The sequence below is a fragment of the Amycolatopsis sp. SID8362 genome (assembly GCF_010550475.1).
Classification (GTDB): Bacteria; Actinomycetota; Actinomycetes; order Mycobacteriales; family Pseudonocardiaceae; genus Amycolatopsis; species Amycolatopsis eburnea.
The window spans coordinates 1-14,801 of record NZ_JAAGNB010001420.1 but is presented as its reverse complement, the minus strand read 5'-3'; the positions used below and the strand labels follow the sequence as shown (position 1 = coordinate 14,801).

At 68.6% G+C, this 14,801-nt stretch carries 13 protein-coding genes; 5 read left to right on the top strand and 8 right to left on the bottom strand.

Translation table 11 applies throughout. The features are described 5' to 3' along the window. Positions 1-632, bottom strand: a 632-nt coding sequence (locus G3I65_RS43755; protein WP_239071810.1) for a zf-HC2 domain-containing protein, incomplete at its 3' end; no start/stop codon positions are given. Positions 633-709: 77 nt separating this feature from the next. Here G3I65_RS43755 and sigC point away from each other — a divergent pair. Next, positions 710-1,276 (top strand): RNA polymerase sigma factor SigC, encoded by a 567-nt coding sequence (gene sigC / locus G3I65_RS43750; protein WP_160701319.1) that lies wholly within the window; start codon positions 710-712, stop codon positions 1,274-1,276. Positions 1,277-1,380: 104 nt separating this feature from the next. Here the strand turns inward: sigC and G3I65_RS43745 are convergent, their stop codons facing one another. The 4 genes from G3I65_RS43745 to G3I65_RS43730 form a co-directional block, all read right to left on the bottom strand. Beyond that, complete coding sequence (locus G3I65_RS43745) at positions 1,381-2,148, bottom strand: response regulator transcription factor (RefSeq protein WP_160701318.1); 768 nt, start codon at positions 2,146-2,148, stop codon at positions 1,381-1,383. A gap of 363 nt (positions 2,149-2,511) precedes the next feature. After that, complete coding sequence (locus G3I65_RS43740) at positions 2,512-3,330, bottom strand: ABC transporter ATP-binding protein (RefSeq protein ID WP_160701317.1); 819 nt, start codon at positions 3,328-3,330, stop codon at positions 2,512-2,514. Then, positions 3,327-4,361 carry an iron ABC transporter permease gene (locus G3I65_RS43735; RefSeq protein ID WP_239071809.1) on the bottom strand — a complete coding sequence of 345 codons (1,035 nt, stop codon included), beginning with the start codon at positions 4,359-4,361 and terminating at the stop codon, positions 3,327-3,329. Before G3I65_RS43735 ends, G3I65_RS43740 begins: the two co-directional genes overlap by 4 nt. A gap of 35 nt (positions 4,362-4,396) precedes the next feature. Continuing rightward, the gene (locus G3I65_RS43730) at positions 4,397-5,458 is read right to left on the bottom strand and encodes an ABC transporter substrate-binding protein (RefSeq protein WP_239071808.1); all 1,062 of its coding nucleotides are present in this window, start codon (positions 5,456-5,458) and stop codon (positions 4,397-4,399) included. Positions 5,459-5,600: 142 nt separating this feature from the next. On the opposite strand from G3I65_RS43730, the gene G3I65_RS43725 reads away from it, so the two are divergent. Both G3I65_RS43725 and G3I65_RS43720 read left to right on the top strand, forming a co-directional pair. Then, positions 5,601-6,821, top strand: a complete 1,221-nt coding sequence (locus G3I65_RS43725; RefSeq protein ID WP_160701315.1) for a cytochrome P450 — start codon at positions 5,601-5,603, stop codon at positions 6,819-6,821. Between the two features lie 19 nt (positions 6,822-6,840). Continuing rightward, complete coding sequence (locus G3I65_RS43720) at positions 6,841-7,746, top strand: L-tyrosine/L-tryptophan isonitrile synthase family protein (protein WP_160701314.1); 906 nt, start codon at positions 6,841-6,843, stop codon at positions 7,744-7,746. Positions 7,747-8,187: 441 nt separating this feature from the next. On the opposite strand, the gene G3I65_RS43715 is transcribed toward G3I65_RS43720, so the two are convergent. After that, complete coding sequence (locus G3I65_RS43715) at positions 8,188-9,792, bottom strand: GH25 family lysozyme (RefSeq protein WP_239071807.1); 1,605 nt, start codon at positions 9,790-9,792, stop codon at positions 8,188-8,190. A 496-nt stretch (positions 9,793-10,288) separates the two neighbouring features. Between G3I65_RS43715 and G3I65_RS43710 the strand changes: the two genes are divergently transcribed. Both G3I65_RS43710 and G3I65_RS43705 read left to right on the top strand, forming a co-directional pair. Next, entirely contained in the window at positions 10,289-11,113 is an 825-nt protein-coding gene (locus G3I65_RS43710) for a polysaccharide deacetylase family protein (protein WP_203612672.1), read from the top strand. A gap of 98 nt (positions 11,114-11,211) precedes the next feature. Beyond that, positions 11,212-11,943: a response regulator transcription factor gene (locus G3I65_RS43705; protein ID WP_160701313.1), complete on the top strand. Its 732-nt coding sequence runs from the start codon at positions 11,212-11,214 to the stop codon at positions 11,941-11,943. 1,070 nt (positions 11,944-13,013) lie between these two features. Here the strand turns inward: G3I65_RS43705 and G3I65_RS43695 are convergent. Continuing rightward, positions 13,014-13,937: a glycosyltransferase gene (locus G3I65_RS43695; RefSeq protein WP_163046855.1), complete on the bottom strand. Its 924-nt coding sequence runs from the start codon at positions 13,935-13,937 to the stop codon at positions 13,014-13,016. Then, a complete protein-coding gene (locus G3I65_RS43690; RefSeq protein WP_086864297.1) occupies positions 13,937-14,752 on the bottom strand; it encodes an ABC transporter ATP-binding protein in 816 nt (271 codons plus the stop codon). Before G3I65_RS43690 ends, G3I65_RS43695 begins: the two co-directional genes overlap by 1 nt. Positions 14,753-14,801 lie beyond the last annotated feature (49 nt).

Genomic DNA, 14,801 nt, shown 5'->3' with positions numbered 1-14,801 from the left:
TCGCCCGGCGCGTTCGCGCCGGCACCGCGCGGTGCCGGGAGGCGGTCGGCGGGCGAAGGCGCGGGGTGGCGCGCTTGCTGCCGACGCACCGCGAACAGCAAAGCGACTCCCGCGACCACCAGTCCATGAGAGACCACGCGGTCCGTGGCCGCGTGCCCGGCCGAGAGGTCCACGCCGGAAACGATGCCCAGCACCACCACGAAACCACCCAGCGCCGGCAGCAGCCCGGCGGCAGCCGAGGGGTAAAGCGCGGCCCACAACAGCCCGATGCCGACTGCGACGTTCCAGGCCGCGCTCTCGTTGCCGAGGTGCACGGCGGCCGCGAGCCCGCCGTGTCCGATGTCGGCGCCCAGCAATTCGGCCAGCCCGAGCCCGCTCTGCATCAACGCGACCAAGCCGAGCGCCAAGCGCAGACTCCAGCGCTGCGGCATCGGCACCGGGGCCTCGGCCAGAATCCGCGCCGTGAGATCGGGCACACGAGGCGCCTCCCGGACCAGCGTCAGCCTGCGCAGCGCCGACGCCCGCTCCTGCCAGCCCCGGCACGCCGGACAGCCGGCCAGGTGCCGGTCCAGAACGTTGTCCGGCACCATCGGCTGCTCCCCGTCGATCCGGGCCGAAATCGATTCGCGCAATTCGGAGCACTCCACACCCCCATAGTCGCGCACCAGGCCGCCCGGGTTCCCGCGGGTGTCGGCTATCGTGTTCGTTCGTGACCTTCGGCAAGGACCGCAATGACGAGCGGATCACCGCGCTCGCCCTAGCCGCTGCCCGCGGCGACCAGGGCGCGTTCGAGGCGTGGATCCGCGCGACGCAGGCGGATGTGTGGCGCTTCGTGGCGCACCTCACCGACACGTCCACCGCCGACGACCTCACACAGGAGACCTACGCCCGCGCGGTCACCGCGCTGCCCCGGTTCGCCGGGCGATCCTCCGCTCGAACCTGGCTGCTGTCCATCGCCCGCCACGCCGTGGTCGACCACTTCCGCGCCCGCTCGGTCCGTCCGCGGTCGTCCGGCCAAGACTGGGAAGCCGCGGCCGAAAGCGTGTCGGCCCGCCGATCCGGCCGCGGCTTCGAGGACCTCGTCGAGCTAGGCCTGCTCCTCGACGCGCTCCACCCCGAACGCCGGGAAGCCATCGTCCTCACCCAGGTCCTCGGATACACCTACGCCGAGGCCGCCGACGTCTGCGGCTGTCCGGTCGGGACCGTTCGCTCGCGCGTCGCCCGTGCCCGCGAAGACCTCCTCGCCGCCAGGGACGAACGCGGCAACGCCGTCTGATCCAGCCGCCGCGTCGGGACGCCGTACGCCGTCGTCAGGCGTGCCCGGCGGCCAGGCCACGCACAGATGCCTGAGCGTCGCCTCGAATATCGGAGTGCGGTCCGTCATCCTCGTGCGCTCACGATCACCTTGAGCCGGCGATCAAGCTGCTGCCGGGCGTGCGACTCAGGTCCGCCGAGCAGGCCGCGCTGGTAGCCACGGGCCACCGCGTGCGCTCGGTCGACTGCCGCAAGCCGCAGCATGATCTGCTTGACGTGCGTGCGAACCGTCTCCACCGACACGCCCAGCAGATCCCCGATCTCGGCGTTGCGGAGTCCGCACGCGATCAACCTGAGTGTCTCGTGCTGGCGCTGGGTAAGCCCGACGGTGCGCCGCAATACGTCCTCCCAGGCGTACGCCCCGGACAGCAACGGAGCGAGCTGCTGGTCCAGGAACGCGTGCCCGCTGTGCACCGCCCGAATCGCGGCGAGCACGACGTCCGGTGTTGCCGACTGTGACACCAATCCGGTCACCCGGGCGGTACGAGCCGCATGCACGTAATCGACAGCAGTGGGGAGGTCTTCGCGCACCAAGCCGATCACCCGGATACCGGGCCGAGCCTCGAGCACCGTTCGAACCCCCCGGGCGTCGGGATCACGTCCGCTGTCGACGAGCACGACGTGCGGACTCAGGCGCCGAATCTCCGCGAGCACCGGCTGCGCGGTGTGCACCGCACCGCACCAGAAGAGCCCACTCGTATCGTCCACCAGGGCGCGAATGCCCGACGCGACCAGCGGCATCGCGTCCACCACCAGCACCCGTACCGTGCCGCGGGTGGCGGAGGCGACGTGAAGCTGGGCGGCATGCCCGCGGAATCCGTCGATCATCTCCATCGTTTCGTACACCTCGAAGTCGGGTCGGGGACATGAGCCGAGTCAGTGAGATCGGCAACAAGGATCCACGACAGGAACATTAGACAGGCTTTCGACCCTGGGTGACGTTTTTGGATTACGGCAAACCTCATACCCACCGTGTGTAGCCCTGCCCCCGCCCCCGGCGCGGCCATTGGGGCGCCGCGTTCAGTGCAACCGAGTGAAAATTCGGCAACCAGTCGCACTCCGGGTGGACCTGAGGATACCTTTCTTCACAAAGGTGACGCCAGTCACTCTTTATGGAGAAGGTAGTCCACTTCGGGAGCCACCCTCGAGGATCTCCGAAGTAGGCCACCTTTGGTGCAGCAAATCCTGCGCGTTTGGTCATACGACGCGGCGATTGGAGGCGGATACGTTGCCCTTGCGGTCTTCCGGCGCCCCCAGTTCGCGCAGCAGCACCCGGGGCCGCCCGTCCACGGGATCGGGGACCACGCTGCCACCCACTTCGAACACGTCCCGGAAAACCGCGGGAGTCAGCACGTCCAGGGGCGGCCCCGCGGCGACGACCCGGCCCGCCTTGAGGGCGACGATCGTCGTGGCGTACCGGGCGGCGAGGTCGAGCGTGTGCAGTGCTGCCACGACCGTGATTCCGAGCGACGCGACCAGGCTCAAGGCGGCGATCTGGTGCGCCGGGTCAAGGTGGTTGGTCGGCTCGTCGAGCACCAGCACCCGCGGCTGCTGCGCCAATGCCCTGGCCAGCAGGACGCGCTGGCGTTCCCCGCCCGACAAGGTCGACAAGGCGCGATTCGCGAACTCCGCGGCACCGGCACGTGTCATCGCTTCCGCCACCACTTCCTCGTCGGCGGCGGTGAGCCGGTCGAACGCGCCGAGGTGCGGGTAGCGGCCGAGCCGGACCGCTTCCCGCGCCGTGAAGTCATAGCCACCTGCCTGATCCTGGCCCAGCACCCCGACCTGGCGGGCGACATCGCGGCGTCTCGCCGCCCACACGTCGTCGTCTCCGAGCCGCACCGCGCCTGCCCGGGGCCGCAGAGCCCGGTAGACGGTCTTGAGCAAAGTGGACTTGCCGCAGCCGTTGGGCCCGACGACGGCGACGAACTCACCCGGCGCGATCGTGAGCGTCACGTCCTGGACCGCGCGGACCTCGGCGTAACCGGCACTGACGCCGTCGAAGACGAGGTTCACGACAGGCCCACCGTTCCCGTCGCACTGCGGCGCAGAACCACCAGGAAGAGCGGTACTCCGATAGCCGCGGTGAGGATGCCGATCGGCAACTCGGTCGGAGCGAGCACCAGCCGGGCCGCGGTGTCGGCCCAGACGATCACGAGCGCGCCGAGCAGCACCGCGACCGGCAACGCCCGGCGATGGTCGGCGCCGACGAGCAACCGGGTCAGATTCGGCACGATCAGGCCGATGAACCCGATGCTGCCCGAAACGGCAACGATCGTCCCGGTCAGCAACGCGACGATGACGAGCAGAACGGCCCGGGCCCGGGCCGCCTCGAGGCCGAGCGACGCGGCACCGTCGTCACCGAGGACCAGCAGGTTCAGCCGGGCGGCCCCCGCCGCCGAACACACGAGCAGCAGTAACACGATTGCGGCGCAGGTCAACGCCAGCGGCCATTGGGCGCCGGCGAGACTGCCCAGTAGCCAGAACAGAATCTGCCGCTGCGCGTCGCTGTCACGGGTGCGCAGCACCATGAACGAGATGGCCCCGGCGAGCAGCTGGCCGATCGCGATGCCGGTCATGACCATCCGGCCGGCTTGGATCCGCCCGGCGGTGCGGGAGAGTCCGAACACCACCAGCGCGGCGACCACCGCACCGCCGAACGCGGCCAGTGGCAGGGTGAGCAGCCCCGCGACGCCGGCTCCGAACGTGGTGAGCACGAACACGGCTCCGGCGCCCGCACCCGAGGTGAGCCCGAGGATGAACGGCTCGCCCAGGGGATTGCGGACCATCGCCTGAGTCAGCAATCCGGCCGCGGCGAGCCCCGCCCCGACGAAGACCCCCTGCAAGACCCGCGGCACGCGCAGGTTCCACACGATGAAGTCGGCCGGCCCCGGCGTTCCGCCGCCGGCGAGATGCGCGCCCACGATGGACGTCACGTCACCAGGCGCGATCGACACCGGCCCGAGGCAGACGGCGACCAGCGCCGAGATCACCAGCGCGACGCCGAGCACGGCGATGACCACGACGATCGGGGCACGGGCGATCAAGCCGCCACCCAGCGGAGGACGTGCGTGGCGACCTCTCACCGGTGGAGCACTTCGGCGATCTTCGCCACCGCCTCGCCGTTGAGCACACTCGGTGAGAGCAGGATGCTCTGTGGCACCACGACGAACCGGTTCTGTTTCGCCGCGGTGGTACCGGCGAGCACCGAGCTGCCGCGGATCGCGTTCAGCAGATCTTCGTCGCTACTCGGTGAAAACCCGGAGATCACGACGATCGCCTCTGGGTCACGCCGGACAACCTCTTCGGCGCTGAGACTCGCGTAGTCCTGCAGCGCGTCCTTGGCGACGTTTTCGCCACCGGCCAGTGTGATCACGCCGTTGGCCAGGCCGGTGCCGCCCCGCGCCGTCACCGGCTGCCCGGCGGCCGGTGGCGTGGAGAGGGCCAGCACCCGCACCGGTTTGCCGGAGGTCCGCTTGACTTTGTCGAGCGACGCGACGATCTGGGCGACCAGGTCGGCACCGCGTTGCTCGACGCCGAAGACCTTCGCGGCCTGCTTGATGAACGTGGTCGTCACGGCGATGTCGTTTCGCATCGTTCCTTGTGCGGCGTCGCACGCGATCAGCGACTTGGCGCCGGCTTTCGCGAGCTGATCGACCGTCGGCGTGCCGTCGAAGCCGCCGAAGCTGTAGGGAGAACTGCCGACCACGAGGTCCGGTTTCGCCGCGATCACCGCTTCGGCGTTGCCCTGTCCGGGGTCGAGCACCTTGATCGTCGCCAACGCGGCTGCCTCGGCCCCGGTGAAAGCGGCGAAGAAGTCCGGTGCCGCGGTCCCGACGATCCGGTCCGCGACCCCCAGCCGCTGGAGGACCGCGGCGGCACCGCCGTCCATCGTGACCACCCGCCGCGGCGGTGACGCAAGCCGTGGCGGCTCCGGGCAGGCTACCCCCTTCGAGTGCCCACCCATCTTCATCGACGAGGACGACTCTGGCGACGAGGCCACGGCGGGGCGAGCCGGGTCCGCTGTGCCGCAGGCCGACAGGCCGACAGCCACAAGTGCCGCGCCTGCCGTCCAGCGCAGTGACTTCACTGAATTCACGCCCCTTCCGGGCCTTCCCTGTCTCCAAGAGCAGTTGTCGCGCAAATGGGTGACCGAGTTCCCTGAGATGGCCGAGCCGCCCGGTGAGTCACCTCACTGAGGAAACCAGGAACCCACGCGGTCGAGCACACGACTTCTGCCGTTGAGCCCCCGCAATCACGCTCTCAACCCCGCACCGGAGAAATGCGTGCCGCTGCCCCAAGAACCCGTCCCGCTCTACGGCTCCGCCTACAAACGCGACCCGTACCCGCTCTACACCGCGATGCGGGACAAGTGCCCGGTCCACCGCGTCGTCTTCCCCAGCGGCGTCAAAGCCTGGCTCGTCACCGGCTACGACGCCGCGCACGCGACGCTGGCTGACCGACGGCTCGGCAAGAACCACGCCCTCGGCAACGAAGGCTGGCGCGAGCTGGCGTCGATCATGCCCGAACCACAGCACTCCCAGCTGCAAGTCCACCTGTTGCACCAGGATCCGCCCAAGCACACGAGCATGCGCGGGCTCGTTCGGGACGCCTTCGCACCCCACCGGATCGAGGCCCTGCGCCCGCGGTTCCAAGAGATCGCCGGCTCACTGGCGGCCGAGTTCCCCGCGACCGGCGTGATCGATCTGGTCGGGGAGTTCGCCGCCAAGTTCCCCTTCCTGGTTCTGGCCGAGACGATCGGCCTCCCCCCGGCGCTGGCACGGGAATTCCGGCGCGAATGGGGCAAAGTCGTCGCCCCGGTCGGGCCGAACGACCCACGGCGCCCGGAGTACGAAAGTCTCCTGCGCGGGCTGCAGGCCTACATCGCCGACATCGTCACCGGCAAGCGCGGGACCGGCGGTGACGACCTCCTCGCGAGCCTTGTCACCGCGGACACGGAAGGCGTCCTGAGCAAAGACGAACTGGACTCGATGATCTTCCAGCTCCTCGTCGCCGGGCAGGAGCCGGTCACCAACCAGCTCACCACCGCGCTGATCGCATTGCTGCGCCATCCCACGCAGCTCGCGAGGCTGCGTGCTGAACTAGAGCTACTCCCCCAGGCTGTCGAAGAGCTCCTGCGCTACGACAGCGCTTTCGAACTGACCACCTGGCGGTTCCTCGCGGAGGAAGCAGATCTGCACGGCCGCCGGGTGCCGGCCGGTGACTCGATCATCGTCTCCCTTTGTGCCGCCAACCGGGACCCCCGACGCTTTCCGGACGCCGACCGGCTCGACTTGAGCCGAGCCCCGAACCCGCACCTCGCGTTCGGACACGGCATCCACTTCTGCCCGGGCGCCGCCCTCGCCCGCGCCGAACTGCAGATCGCGCTCGGCACCCTGCTCGACCGGCTGCCCCGGTTCCGCCTCGCCATACCCGAGGCGGAACTGAACTGGATTCCCGCGGTTCTCGGCCGCGGGGTGAGCAGTCTCCCGGTGATCACCGACTGACCCCGTTCGGACTCATACCATGCTCGCCACCACTTCGGTCGCCGAAGACGTCCTCGCGCTCCTGCTCCCCCACCGCCGCGGCACCGACGACGCGCCACCGTCGGCGTTCACGCGGCAGCTCGACCGGCTTCACGCGTTCATCGACGCCGGCGAGCCGATCGTCTTCACCCTGCCCGGCTTCCCCTGCAAATCCCCGAACCCGGCCAAGGTCCTCGGGCGCTTGCCCGACGCCGGGGAACGCCTGGCCCTGCGGTTCCTCGGCCGGCTCTGTGCCCGGATCGCCCGGATCCACGCCCCCGGCGCACGGATGGTGATCTGCTCCGACGGCCACGTCTTCGGTGACCTGATCGGCGTACCCGACAAGCACATCGACGACTACGCCGCCGAGCTGCGCGCGCTCATCGGCGCCGAAGAGCCTGACTCGTTCGCCACGTTCGATCTGCGTGACGTGCTCGGCGACACCACCTGCGACGACAAGAGGCGCCGGATCGAGGCCGAGTACACCCCGGCCCTCGAAATGGTGCGCGCCGAGGTCCGCCGTGACGAACAAGCACTGCGGCTCTACCGCGGGATCACCCGGTTCCTGTTCGAGGACGCCGTGGACTTCGGCGGCAGCCGGTCGTCGCTGCAACGCCGCTGCCGGCAACGCGCCTACGAGGTCATCCGGCGCAGTGCCGCCTGGGGCCGCGTCGTCGAACGCCGTTACCCGGACGCCGTCAGGCTGTCCATCCACCCGCAGCCGGCCGGCTCACCCAAGTTCGGCATCCGCTTGCTCAGCGCGCCCGACGTCTGGACGACGCCCTGGCACTCCTGCGCGGTCCGCCACCGGGACGGCCGGATCGAACTCCTGCCTCGGGCGCGCGCGGAGTTGCTCGGCGACGTGGTCTTCCGGGACGGTCGGCCCGACCACATCGTGGCTCGCTGACCTCGCGGCGGGGCCGGACGTCGTTGGCCACCGCTGTCACCACGACCGCCAGAGCCAACACTCCGGCGAGGATCCGCACCCAGGCCGGAGTTCCGCCGCCGGACGCGTGCGCATTCGGCGTCTCAGCGGACGTCGATGTACCCGACGGCGGAGTGGGGGTGAAGTAGATCGTCCCGGACACCTCTTCCCCCTCTTCGGTAACCATCTTGTAGGAAATGGGAGGCAGGCCGTCCAGTCCGCTCTCCGAAGCCGAGTCCGACTGCAGCGTGACCGGTGCCGCGAGGCTCGGGCCCGCCAGCAGAAGCACACCGATGAGCGCCAGCAGGAATGCGCCGGGCAGTCGTACGATCTTCACCAAGCTCCTCGATCCTGAGGTGGTCACGCAGGCCGAGGGCTGCTACTCCACTAGTCGAGCGACGGGCAGCAAGGCTGTCATCTTTGTCAGTAGTAAACGACCTCGGTAGCTCCCGTCGCGGACGCGTACGTGATGTAACCGCCCTGGAAGTTGCTACGGCGACCACCGTTGATGGCGAACTCATCACTCACCGGGTACCCCAGGCGGCCGCGTTCCCAGCCGAGCGCAGCCCACCGATCACGGATGACGCCGTGTACCGACCAGGCACCTGTTCCCGGCGTCCAATAGATCGAGGCACCATACGAAAAATGATTGAACCGGCCAACACCATCGGGCGTACCCGTCTCGTCCGTCACCGGGTACCCCATCGGACCACGCTCCCACCCCAACGCAGCCCACCGAGCACGAATCAACCCGTGCACCGACCACGCGCCAGCAGCCTGAGTCCAATAAATCGACGCACTGGTCGAGAAATGGTTGAACCGGCCTACACCGTCAGGTGTTCCCACCTCATCCGTCACCGGGAAACCCAGAAAACCTCCCGGTCCACCCAGCTGCTGGTACTTCCCCAGAATTGCTCCGTGCACCGCCCAAGCGCCCGTCAACGACGAGTAGTAGATAATGCCGCCCTGATAGTTTTGGGCACGTCCGCCCGCGATCGGATATTGCCCCCCAACCGGGGCACCCAGGTAGGAGGATGCGCCACCGAGCGCGTCGTAGTGCAGCACGATCGGATCGAGATCGCGGTAGGTGAAGTTCGCGAGCTGGTCGGGTGAGCCGTTGAAGGTGTCCTGATCACCGGGGTAGGTCCCGGAGTCGGCGTACTGCCAGAACGTGTAGTCCCCCCACCCGGCCGGCAGCGTCCCCGGCGCCGTGCTGTAGCGCGCGAGCCACAGCGGGCTAGCCGCGGCCAGGGACGGGGCGTTGCCGGTACATGTCGTCCACCAGCGTGTCGTGGTGTAGATCACCGGCGCGCGGCCGATCGCGTTGCGGATCGTCCCGACGAAATCGGTGATCCACCCGACCATCTGGGACGGCGACAAGCCATAACACGTGTCGCCATACGGGTTGTACTCGATGTCGAGCACAGGCGGGAGCGTGCGACCGTCGGGGGACCAGCGCCCTCCGTGGGCGAGGAAGTAATTCGCCTGCGTCGCACCGCTCGACACATCCGGCAGAGCGAAGTGGTACGCACCGCGCGAGTACCCCGCGTTGTACGAGTCCGTATAAAAAGTCCCAAAGCTCGAGTCGAGGAAGGTCGTACCCTCGGTCGCCTTCATGTATACGAACCGCGCGCCGGCATTCCAAGCGCCTTGCCAATCAACCGAACGCTGCCAATGGCTGACGTCGAACCCGGCGACGTGCGCGCTCGCGGGCTGCATCTCGGCACGGGGTTTCACTGTCGGCCCCGAACTGGCCGGCTCGTGGGCGAGGATGGTGGACCCCATGAAATCCGCTTCGGGGTGCGCGATCCCCGGCACCGCCAGAGCCGGTGTCGATGCGCGACTCGATGCGGATGTGGGCGACACGGCCGCCGGCGCCGGTGTCGTGGCCGGAGTGGATGTCGCCGTCGAAGTGGCTGTCGAAGGCGCCGGTGTCGTGGCAGCCGACGCCTGCGGTGCCATGCCGCCGGCGAACGCGGCGACGACGCACAGGGGGACGACCCATCGCCGACGGCGGACGCTGTCCATGCCTACCTCCCAGGTGCGGCGGGGACCGACCGCTGCGCGGAAACGGTAACCGCTCGCACGTCATCCAGGAAGAACGACACCAGCCCGCGCAGGGAACCATCCGGCCTCCCACACCTTCTGACCACGGACGCGGAAAGCGTTTACCTATCCCCATCCAGCTGTGATCGCCCCGCCTGTCGACCCGACGATCCGGCCCGGCACGCCCGGGAAAAACCGGCAACGCACGCCCAAAGTCTGCCCGCCACCACGACACAAACTGCCCGCCGGGCCCCGACTGGCTGCCCGTCCGTGCCGGTGTTCGTTCCGAGGCGGGTGAACTGGGCCTGGCGATGGACTGAACCCAGGGCACCAGGATTCATCCGCCCGCTCATCCGATCAGACGATTGCCACCCAGCCTTTCCTTCACCTTTTCGTTGCTGCGGCCGATCTGGACTGTGACGACACTCGCGTTTGCCACTGCCTATTCAACCTACGCCGCCTCAGCGGCGTCCGACGGGTGAACTGGCAACACCTGACTCACGAAGGACGCCCCACCGTCATGCCTGCGAAACGTAAGATCCTCGTCGCCTTTGCCTGCGCTGTCGCGATGGCGGTCACCCCCGCATGCGGAGAGGTGACTTCAAGCGGCACGAGTGCGGGCCTGCCTTCGGGCTTGGGCGGCGACCCAATCACGACACCGACGGACCGGCCGTCCGGCAAAGACTCACGGCAGCAGCCGTCGATCGACCACATCGTCGGGTCCGCGGCTCACCGGACCGGCAAGCACGTCGCCCTGACTTTCGACGACGGCCCCGATCCACGGTGGACACCGCAGGTCCTTGCCCTCCTTCAGCAATACCGCGCGCGGGCGACGTTCTGCATGGTGGGCAACAATGCACAGCGGTATCCAGGACTTGTCCAGCAGGTGTCGGCGGCCGGTAACGTGTTGTGCAACCACACGATGAGTCACGACGAGGACCTGACCAATCAGGCCACGGAGGCCCAATTGTCCGAGATCGCCGGGGGCCGAGACGCTATCCTGGGCGCGGCGCCGCAGTCCGACGTGACCTATTACCGCGCGCCGGCGGGTAACTTCAGCATGCCGACCCGGGAGATCGCGGTGGAACTCGGTATGCAACCCCTCGCGTGGTCGGTGGACACCCGAGACTGGACCCGGCCTGGAACCCCTGCGATCGTTGCCAGGGTCAAGCAGCAACTGCGCGGCGGCAGCGTCGTGCTCATGCACGACGCCGGCGGCGACCGCTCCCAGAGCGTCGCCGCGCTGAGGCAATTGCTTCCCTGGCTGGTGGCGCAGGGGTACGAGTTCGACGTACCAGCATGACGGGGCCACGGGTTGACCACCCACATCCCATCACGAAGTCCCGGGTGCCCGACAACACCCGCACAGCCACCAGCCGACCGATCCGAGGTACACAGAGCATGGCGAGGACCGATACCTCCACCTGGACTCCGTCCGGTCGCACTATTGTGCGGGTACTGGCGATCGTCAGCCAACCGCTGGCCACGTACGGCCTGCACGACTTGGTGGAGCACACTCGCGGGCTCACCTGGTGCGGTGCCGCGCCCAGCGTGGAAGCGGCGGTTTCGGCGATACTCCGGTTCCACCCGCACGTCGTGCTCGTGGACAGCAGAGTCGACCCCGACGCCGGCGAAATCCGCGCTCTGCGCGAGGCACGCCCCGGGGTCCGGGTAATCGGTCTGGCGCGCGACGACCACACCGCCGGATACTTGCGGGCCATTCGCGCCGGCCACCTGAACGGACTGGTGTTGCAGTCGGCGTCGGCGGACGTCCTGGTCACGGCGATCCGCGCAAGCCTCGGCGTTCGGCCCTACCTCGACCCGCAGCTCGCGAGGTGGCTGGCTGTTGGGAACTCCGAACCACCCGACGCCGTCCCCGCGGAGAGCGACCAGCTCACCCAGCGCCAGCTCGACATCCTCACGCAAATCGCGGCCGGACGACGTTATTCCGAGATCGCGCGCGAGCTCGGACTCTCGGTGTCGACGATCCGGACGCACGTCAAGCACATCACGGACCGGCTCGCGGCGCGGGACCGGGCGCACGCCGTGGCCCTCGGGTACGAGCTCGGCCTGCTGGGTGCCCCGGTAGTCCGCCCGGTCGGCCCGGGCGAGACCCCGGCCACGCGCGAGTAACGCCGGGTAGAACTGCCAAAGCCGGTGGGCCAGTGCCTGCCCAGCCGCCGGTTCGTCGCCAACCGGCGCATCGATCTCGGCGCAGATGTCCAACACTTGATCGATACCAACGCACACAGGCCGCAGCCGGAACATGCAGATGGAGTTGATGATCGCGCCCTTGCGCGCGTAGTGGATCAGCGCGCCCTGAACGTCCAGCGGGTGCGCCGCGGCAGTAGGCCTTGCTGCCCTCGGAGGTGAACGTCTTGAGCTGGTCGTTGATGTTCAGCTCACCCGGGAGCGCGGCGTTGCCGGCGGTCGGGAAGCCGCGGGTGGCCAGGCAGTTCAGCGAAGCCGGGCCGTAGAAGTAGATCGCTCACCGACGACTCGTGCACGAGCGTGAAGTAGCTCTGGCCGGGTTCGGCCTGGCAGTCCGGGGAATACCTTGGTTCCGCCGTACAGGCTGGAGCGCTGCAGCGGCGACGGGTGCGGGATCCCGTCGAGGCTGGTCTTCTCGGTTTCGGTCAGCTCTGCCATCGGTCTATTTCGCTTTCTTCGGTCCGTCTTGGCGAGTTCGCCCTAGTGAACGCCCCACGGTTGATCGGAGGCGAACAGCACGCGGTCGTGGCCGACGAGCTTGCGTATCCGCCGCGTACAACGACGTTGCGCAGGAACTGCCGGCGCGTCGTGAACCTGCTGCGCCCGAATCGCCACTGCAGCGCCAGCTCGGCCCGCAGCTGCGCACCGCCGCCTCGACAAGCGCAGGTACCCGCGCCGACCCGGTAACGCACCAGCGCTTCCGAAACGTCGGCCACCCGTGCGTCTGCGGCCGGCATCTTCGCCCAGGGAGGTAGTCTCGGTGATCCGGGCGGCCAGCTCGACGGACACCGGCCCGTCCCGGACCCTGACGACCTGGTTGGGCGGTCGTAGCGACTGCCCGGCCGCGGATCGCCGGCGGCGATCACCAGCCGGGAGCAGGTCGTATCCAGCAACACGCGGCCGTCCGCGATCTGGTCCGCGCCCGTGAGCGGGGCAACCCACTCCGGTCGCGACACCCTGATCATCATCACATCGTCCGGCCCGCCACCAGGCTACGAGACATTCCCTTGGTAGCGGTAGAACTTCTCCGCGCGGCCCTGCCGGACCAGCTTCAGCCACTGCAGGAACGCCTTCGGGTCCCGCTTCACGCCCACGAAGTACAGTCCGAACCGGACGATCTCCAGCGCGCCGATCTTCCGCATCCCCGGCTGCGACAGCAGGTACCCGCGGTTGCGGTACGTGTAGTAGCGCTTGACCTCGTTCTCGGGGTCCTGCGCGTGGAACTTGCCGCCCAGCATCGGCTTGAACTCGTCCGAACCGTCCGGGTGCAGGTACTTCGTCTTCAGCGACGTGCCGAACGGCAGCCCCGAGCGCACCAGCCGGCGGTGCAGCTCGACCTCGTCGCCGCGGAAGAACAGGCGGAGGTCCGGGACGCCGACGACGTCCAAAGTGGACGCGCGGAAGAGCGCGCCGTTCATCAGGGACGCGATGCCGGGCAGGAAGTCGATGCCCAGCTCGGCCTGCGATCGCTTCCATGTCAGGCCGCGGCGCAGCGGGAACGCGAGCTTGTCCGGGGCGTCGATGTTGGACACCACGGGCGAAATCTCCGCCAGGTCCCGCTTTTCCGCTTCCTCCAGCAGGATCGCGAGCACGTTCTCGTCGGCCGGGCGGCCGTCGTCGTCGGCCAGCCAGATCCAGTCCGCGCCGAGCGACAGCGCGTGCAGCATGCCCAGCGCGAACCCGCCGGCGCCGCCGAGGTTGCGGTGCGACGGCAGGTACGTGCTCGGCAGCGGGTAGTTCTCGACGACTTCGCGGGCCGAGTCGTCCGGCCCGTTGTCGACCACCACCAGGTGGTCGACCGGCCGCGTCTGGGCCGCGATGACCTTCAGCGAGTCCGCCAGCAGCTCGCGCCGGTGCCGCGTGACGACCACGCCGACGACCGCGCCGTCGGGCAGCTGCCGCGTCTCGCTGATCATCATTCGCCGCCGTTCGTCGTCGCCACCGGCTCGATGCCGAAGCGCTCCAAGGTTTCCTGGCTCATGTTCTCGAAGGGGTCGCGCCCCTTGTACGAAGTGAGGACGTCCCGCAGCGAACCCTGTTGCTTGAGGTGGCCTTCGTCCATCCAGATGGCTGAATCGCAGAGCTCGAACAGGAACTCGTCCGAGTGGCTGGCGAAGACCAGGATGCCGGAGCGCTTCACGAGGTCCTTGAGGCGGTCGCGGGCCTTGTTCAGGAACGCCGCGTCGACCGCGCCGATGCCCTCGTCGAGGATCAGGATCTCGGGGTCGATCGACGTGACGACGCCCAGCGCCAGCCGCACGCGCATACCCGTCGAGTACGTCCGCAGCGGCATCTGGAGGTAGTCGCCGAGCTCGGTGAACTCCGCGATGTCGTCGACGCGCTTCTCCATCTCCTTGGCCGTCATCCCGAGGAAGAGGCCGCGGATGATGATGTTCTCCTCGCCGGAGATCTCGGGGTCCATGCCGACGCCGAGGTCGAAGACCGGGGCGATCTTGCCCTCGATCCGCGAGGAACCGCGCGTCGGCTCGTAGATCCCGGCGAGCAGCCGCAGCAGCGTGGACTTGCCCGCGCCGTTGTGGCCGACCAGGCCGACCCGGTCGCCTTCGCGCAGCGAAAGCGTCACGTCGTGCAGCGCTTCGATGATCGGCACCTTGGTGTCGGTGCCGATCTTGCCGCCGACCTTGCCGAGGACCTTCTTCTTCATCGAGCGGGTCTTGGCGTCGAAGATCGGGAAGTCGACGAAGGCGTTCTGAACGTCAATGGAGACCATGTGTCACACCCAGTAGGAGACGCGGGCACGGTAGTTGCGCATCGCGACG

Excerpts from the sequence above, each read along its gene's own strand:
- G3I65_RS43745 (WP_160701318.1), bottom strand. The coding sequence starts at position 2,148 with ATGGAGATGATCGACGGATTCCGCGGGCATGCCGCCCAGCTTCACGTC.
- G3I65_RS43720 (WP_160701314.1), top strand. The coding sequence starts at position 6,841 with ATGCTCGCCACCACTTCGGTCGCCGAAGACGTCCTCGCGCTCCTGCTC.
- G3I65_RS43715 (WP_239071807.1), bottom strand. The coding sequence starts at position 9,792 with ATGGACAGCGTCCGCCGTCGGCGATGGGTCGTCCCCCTGTGCGTCGTC.
- G3I65_RS43705 (WP_160701313.1), top strand. The coding sequence starts at position 11,212 with ATGGCGAGGACCGATACCTCCACCTGGACTCCGTCCGGTCGCACTATT.
- G3I65_RS43695 (WP_163046855.1), bottom strand. The coding sequence starts at position 13,937 with ATGATCAGCGAGACGCGGCAGCTGCCCGACGGCGCGGTCGTCGGCGTG.
- G3I65_RS43690 (WP_086864297.1), bottom strand. The coding sequence starts at position 14,752 with ATGGTCTCCATTGACGTTCAGAACGCCTTCGTCGACTTCCCGATCTTC.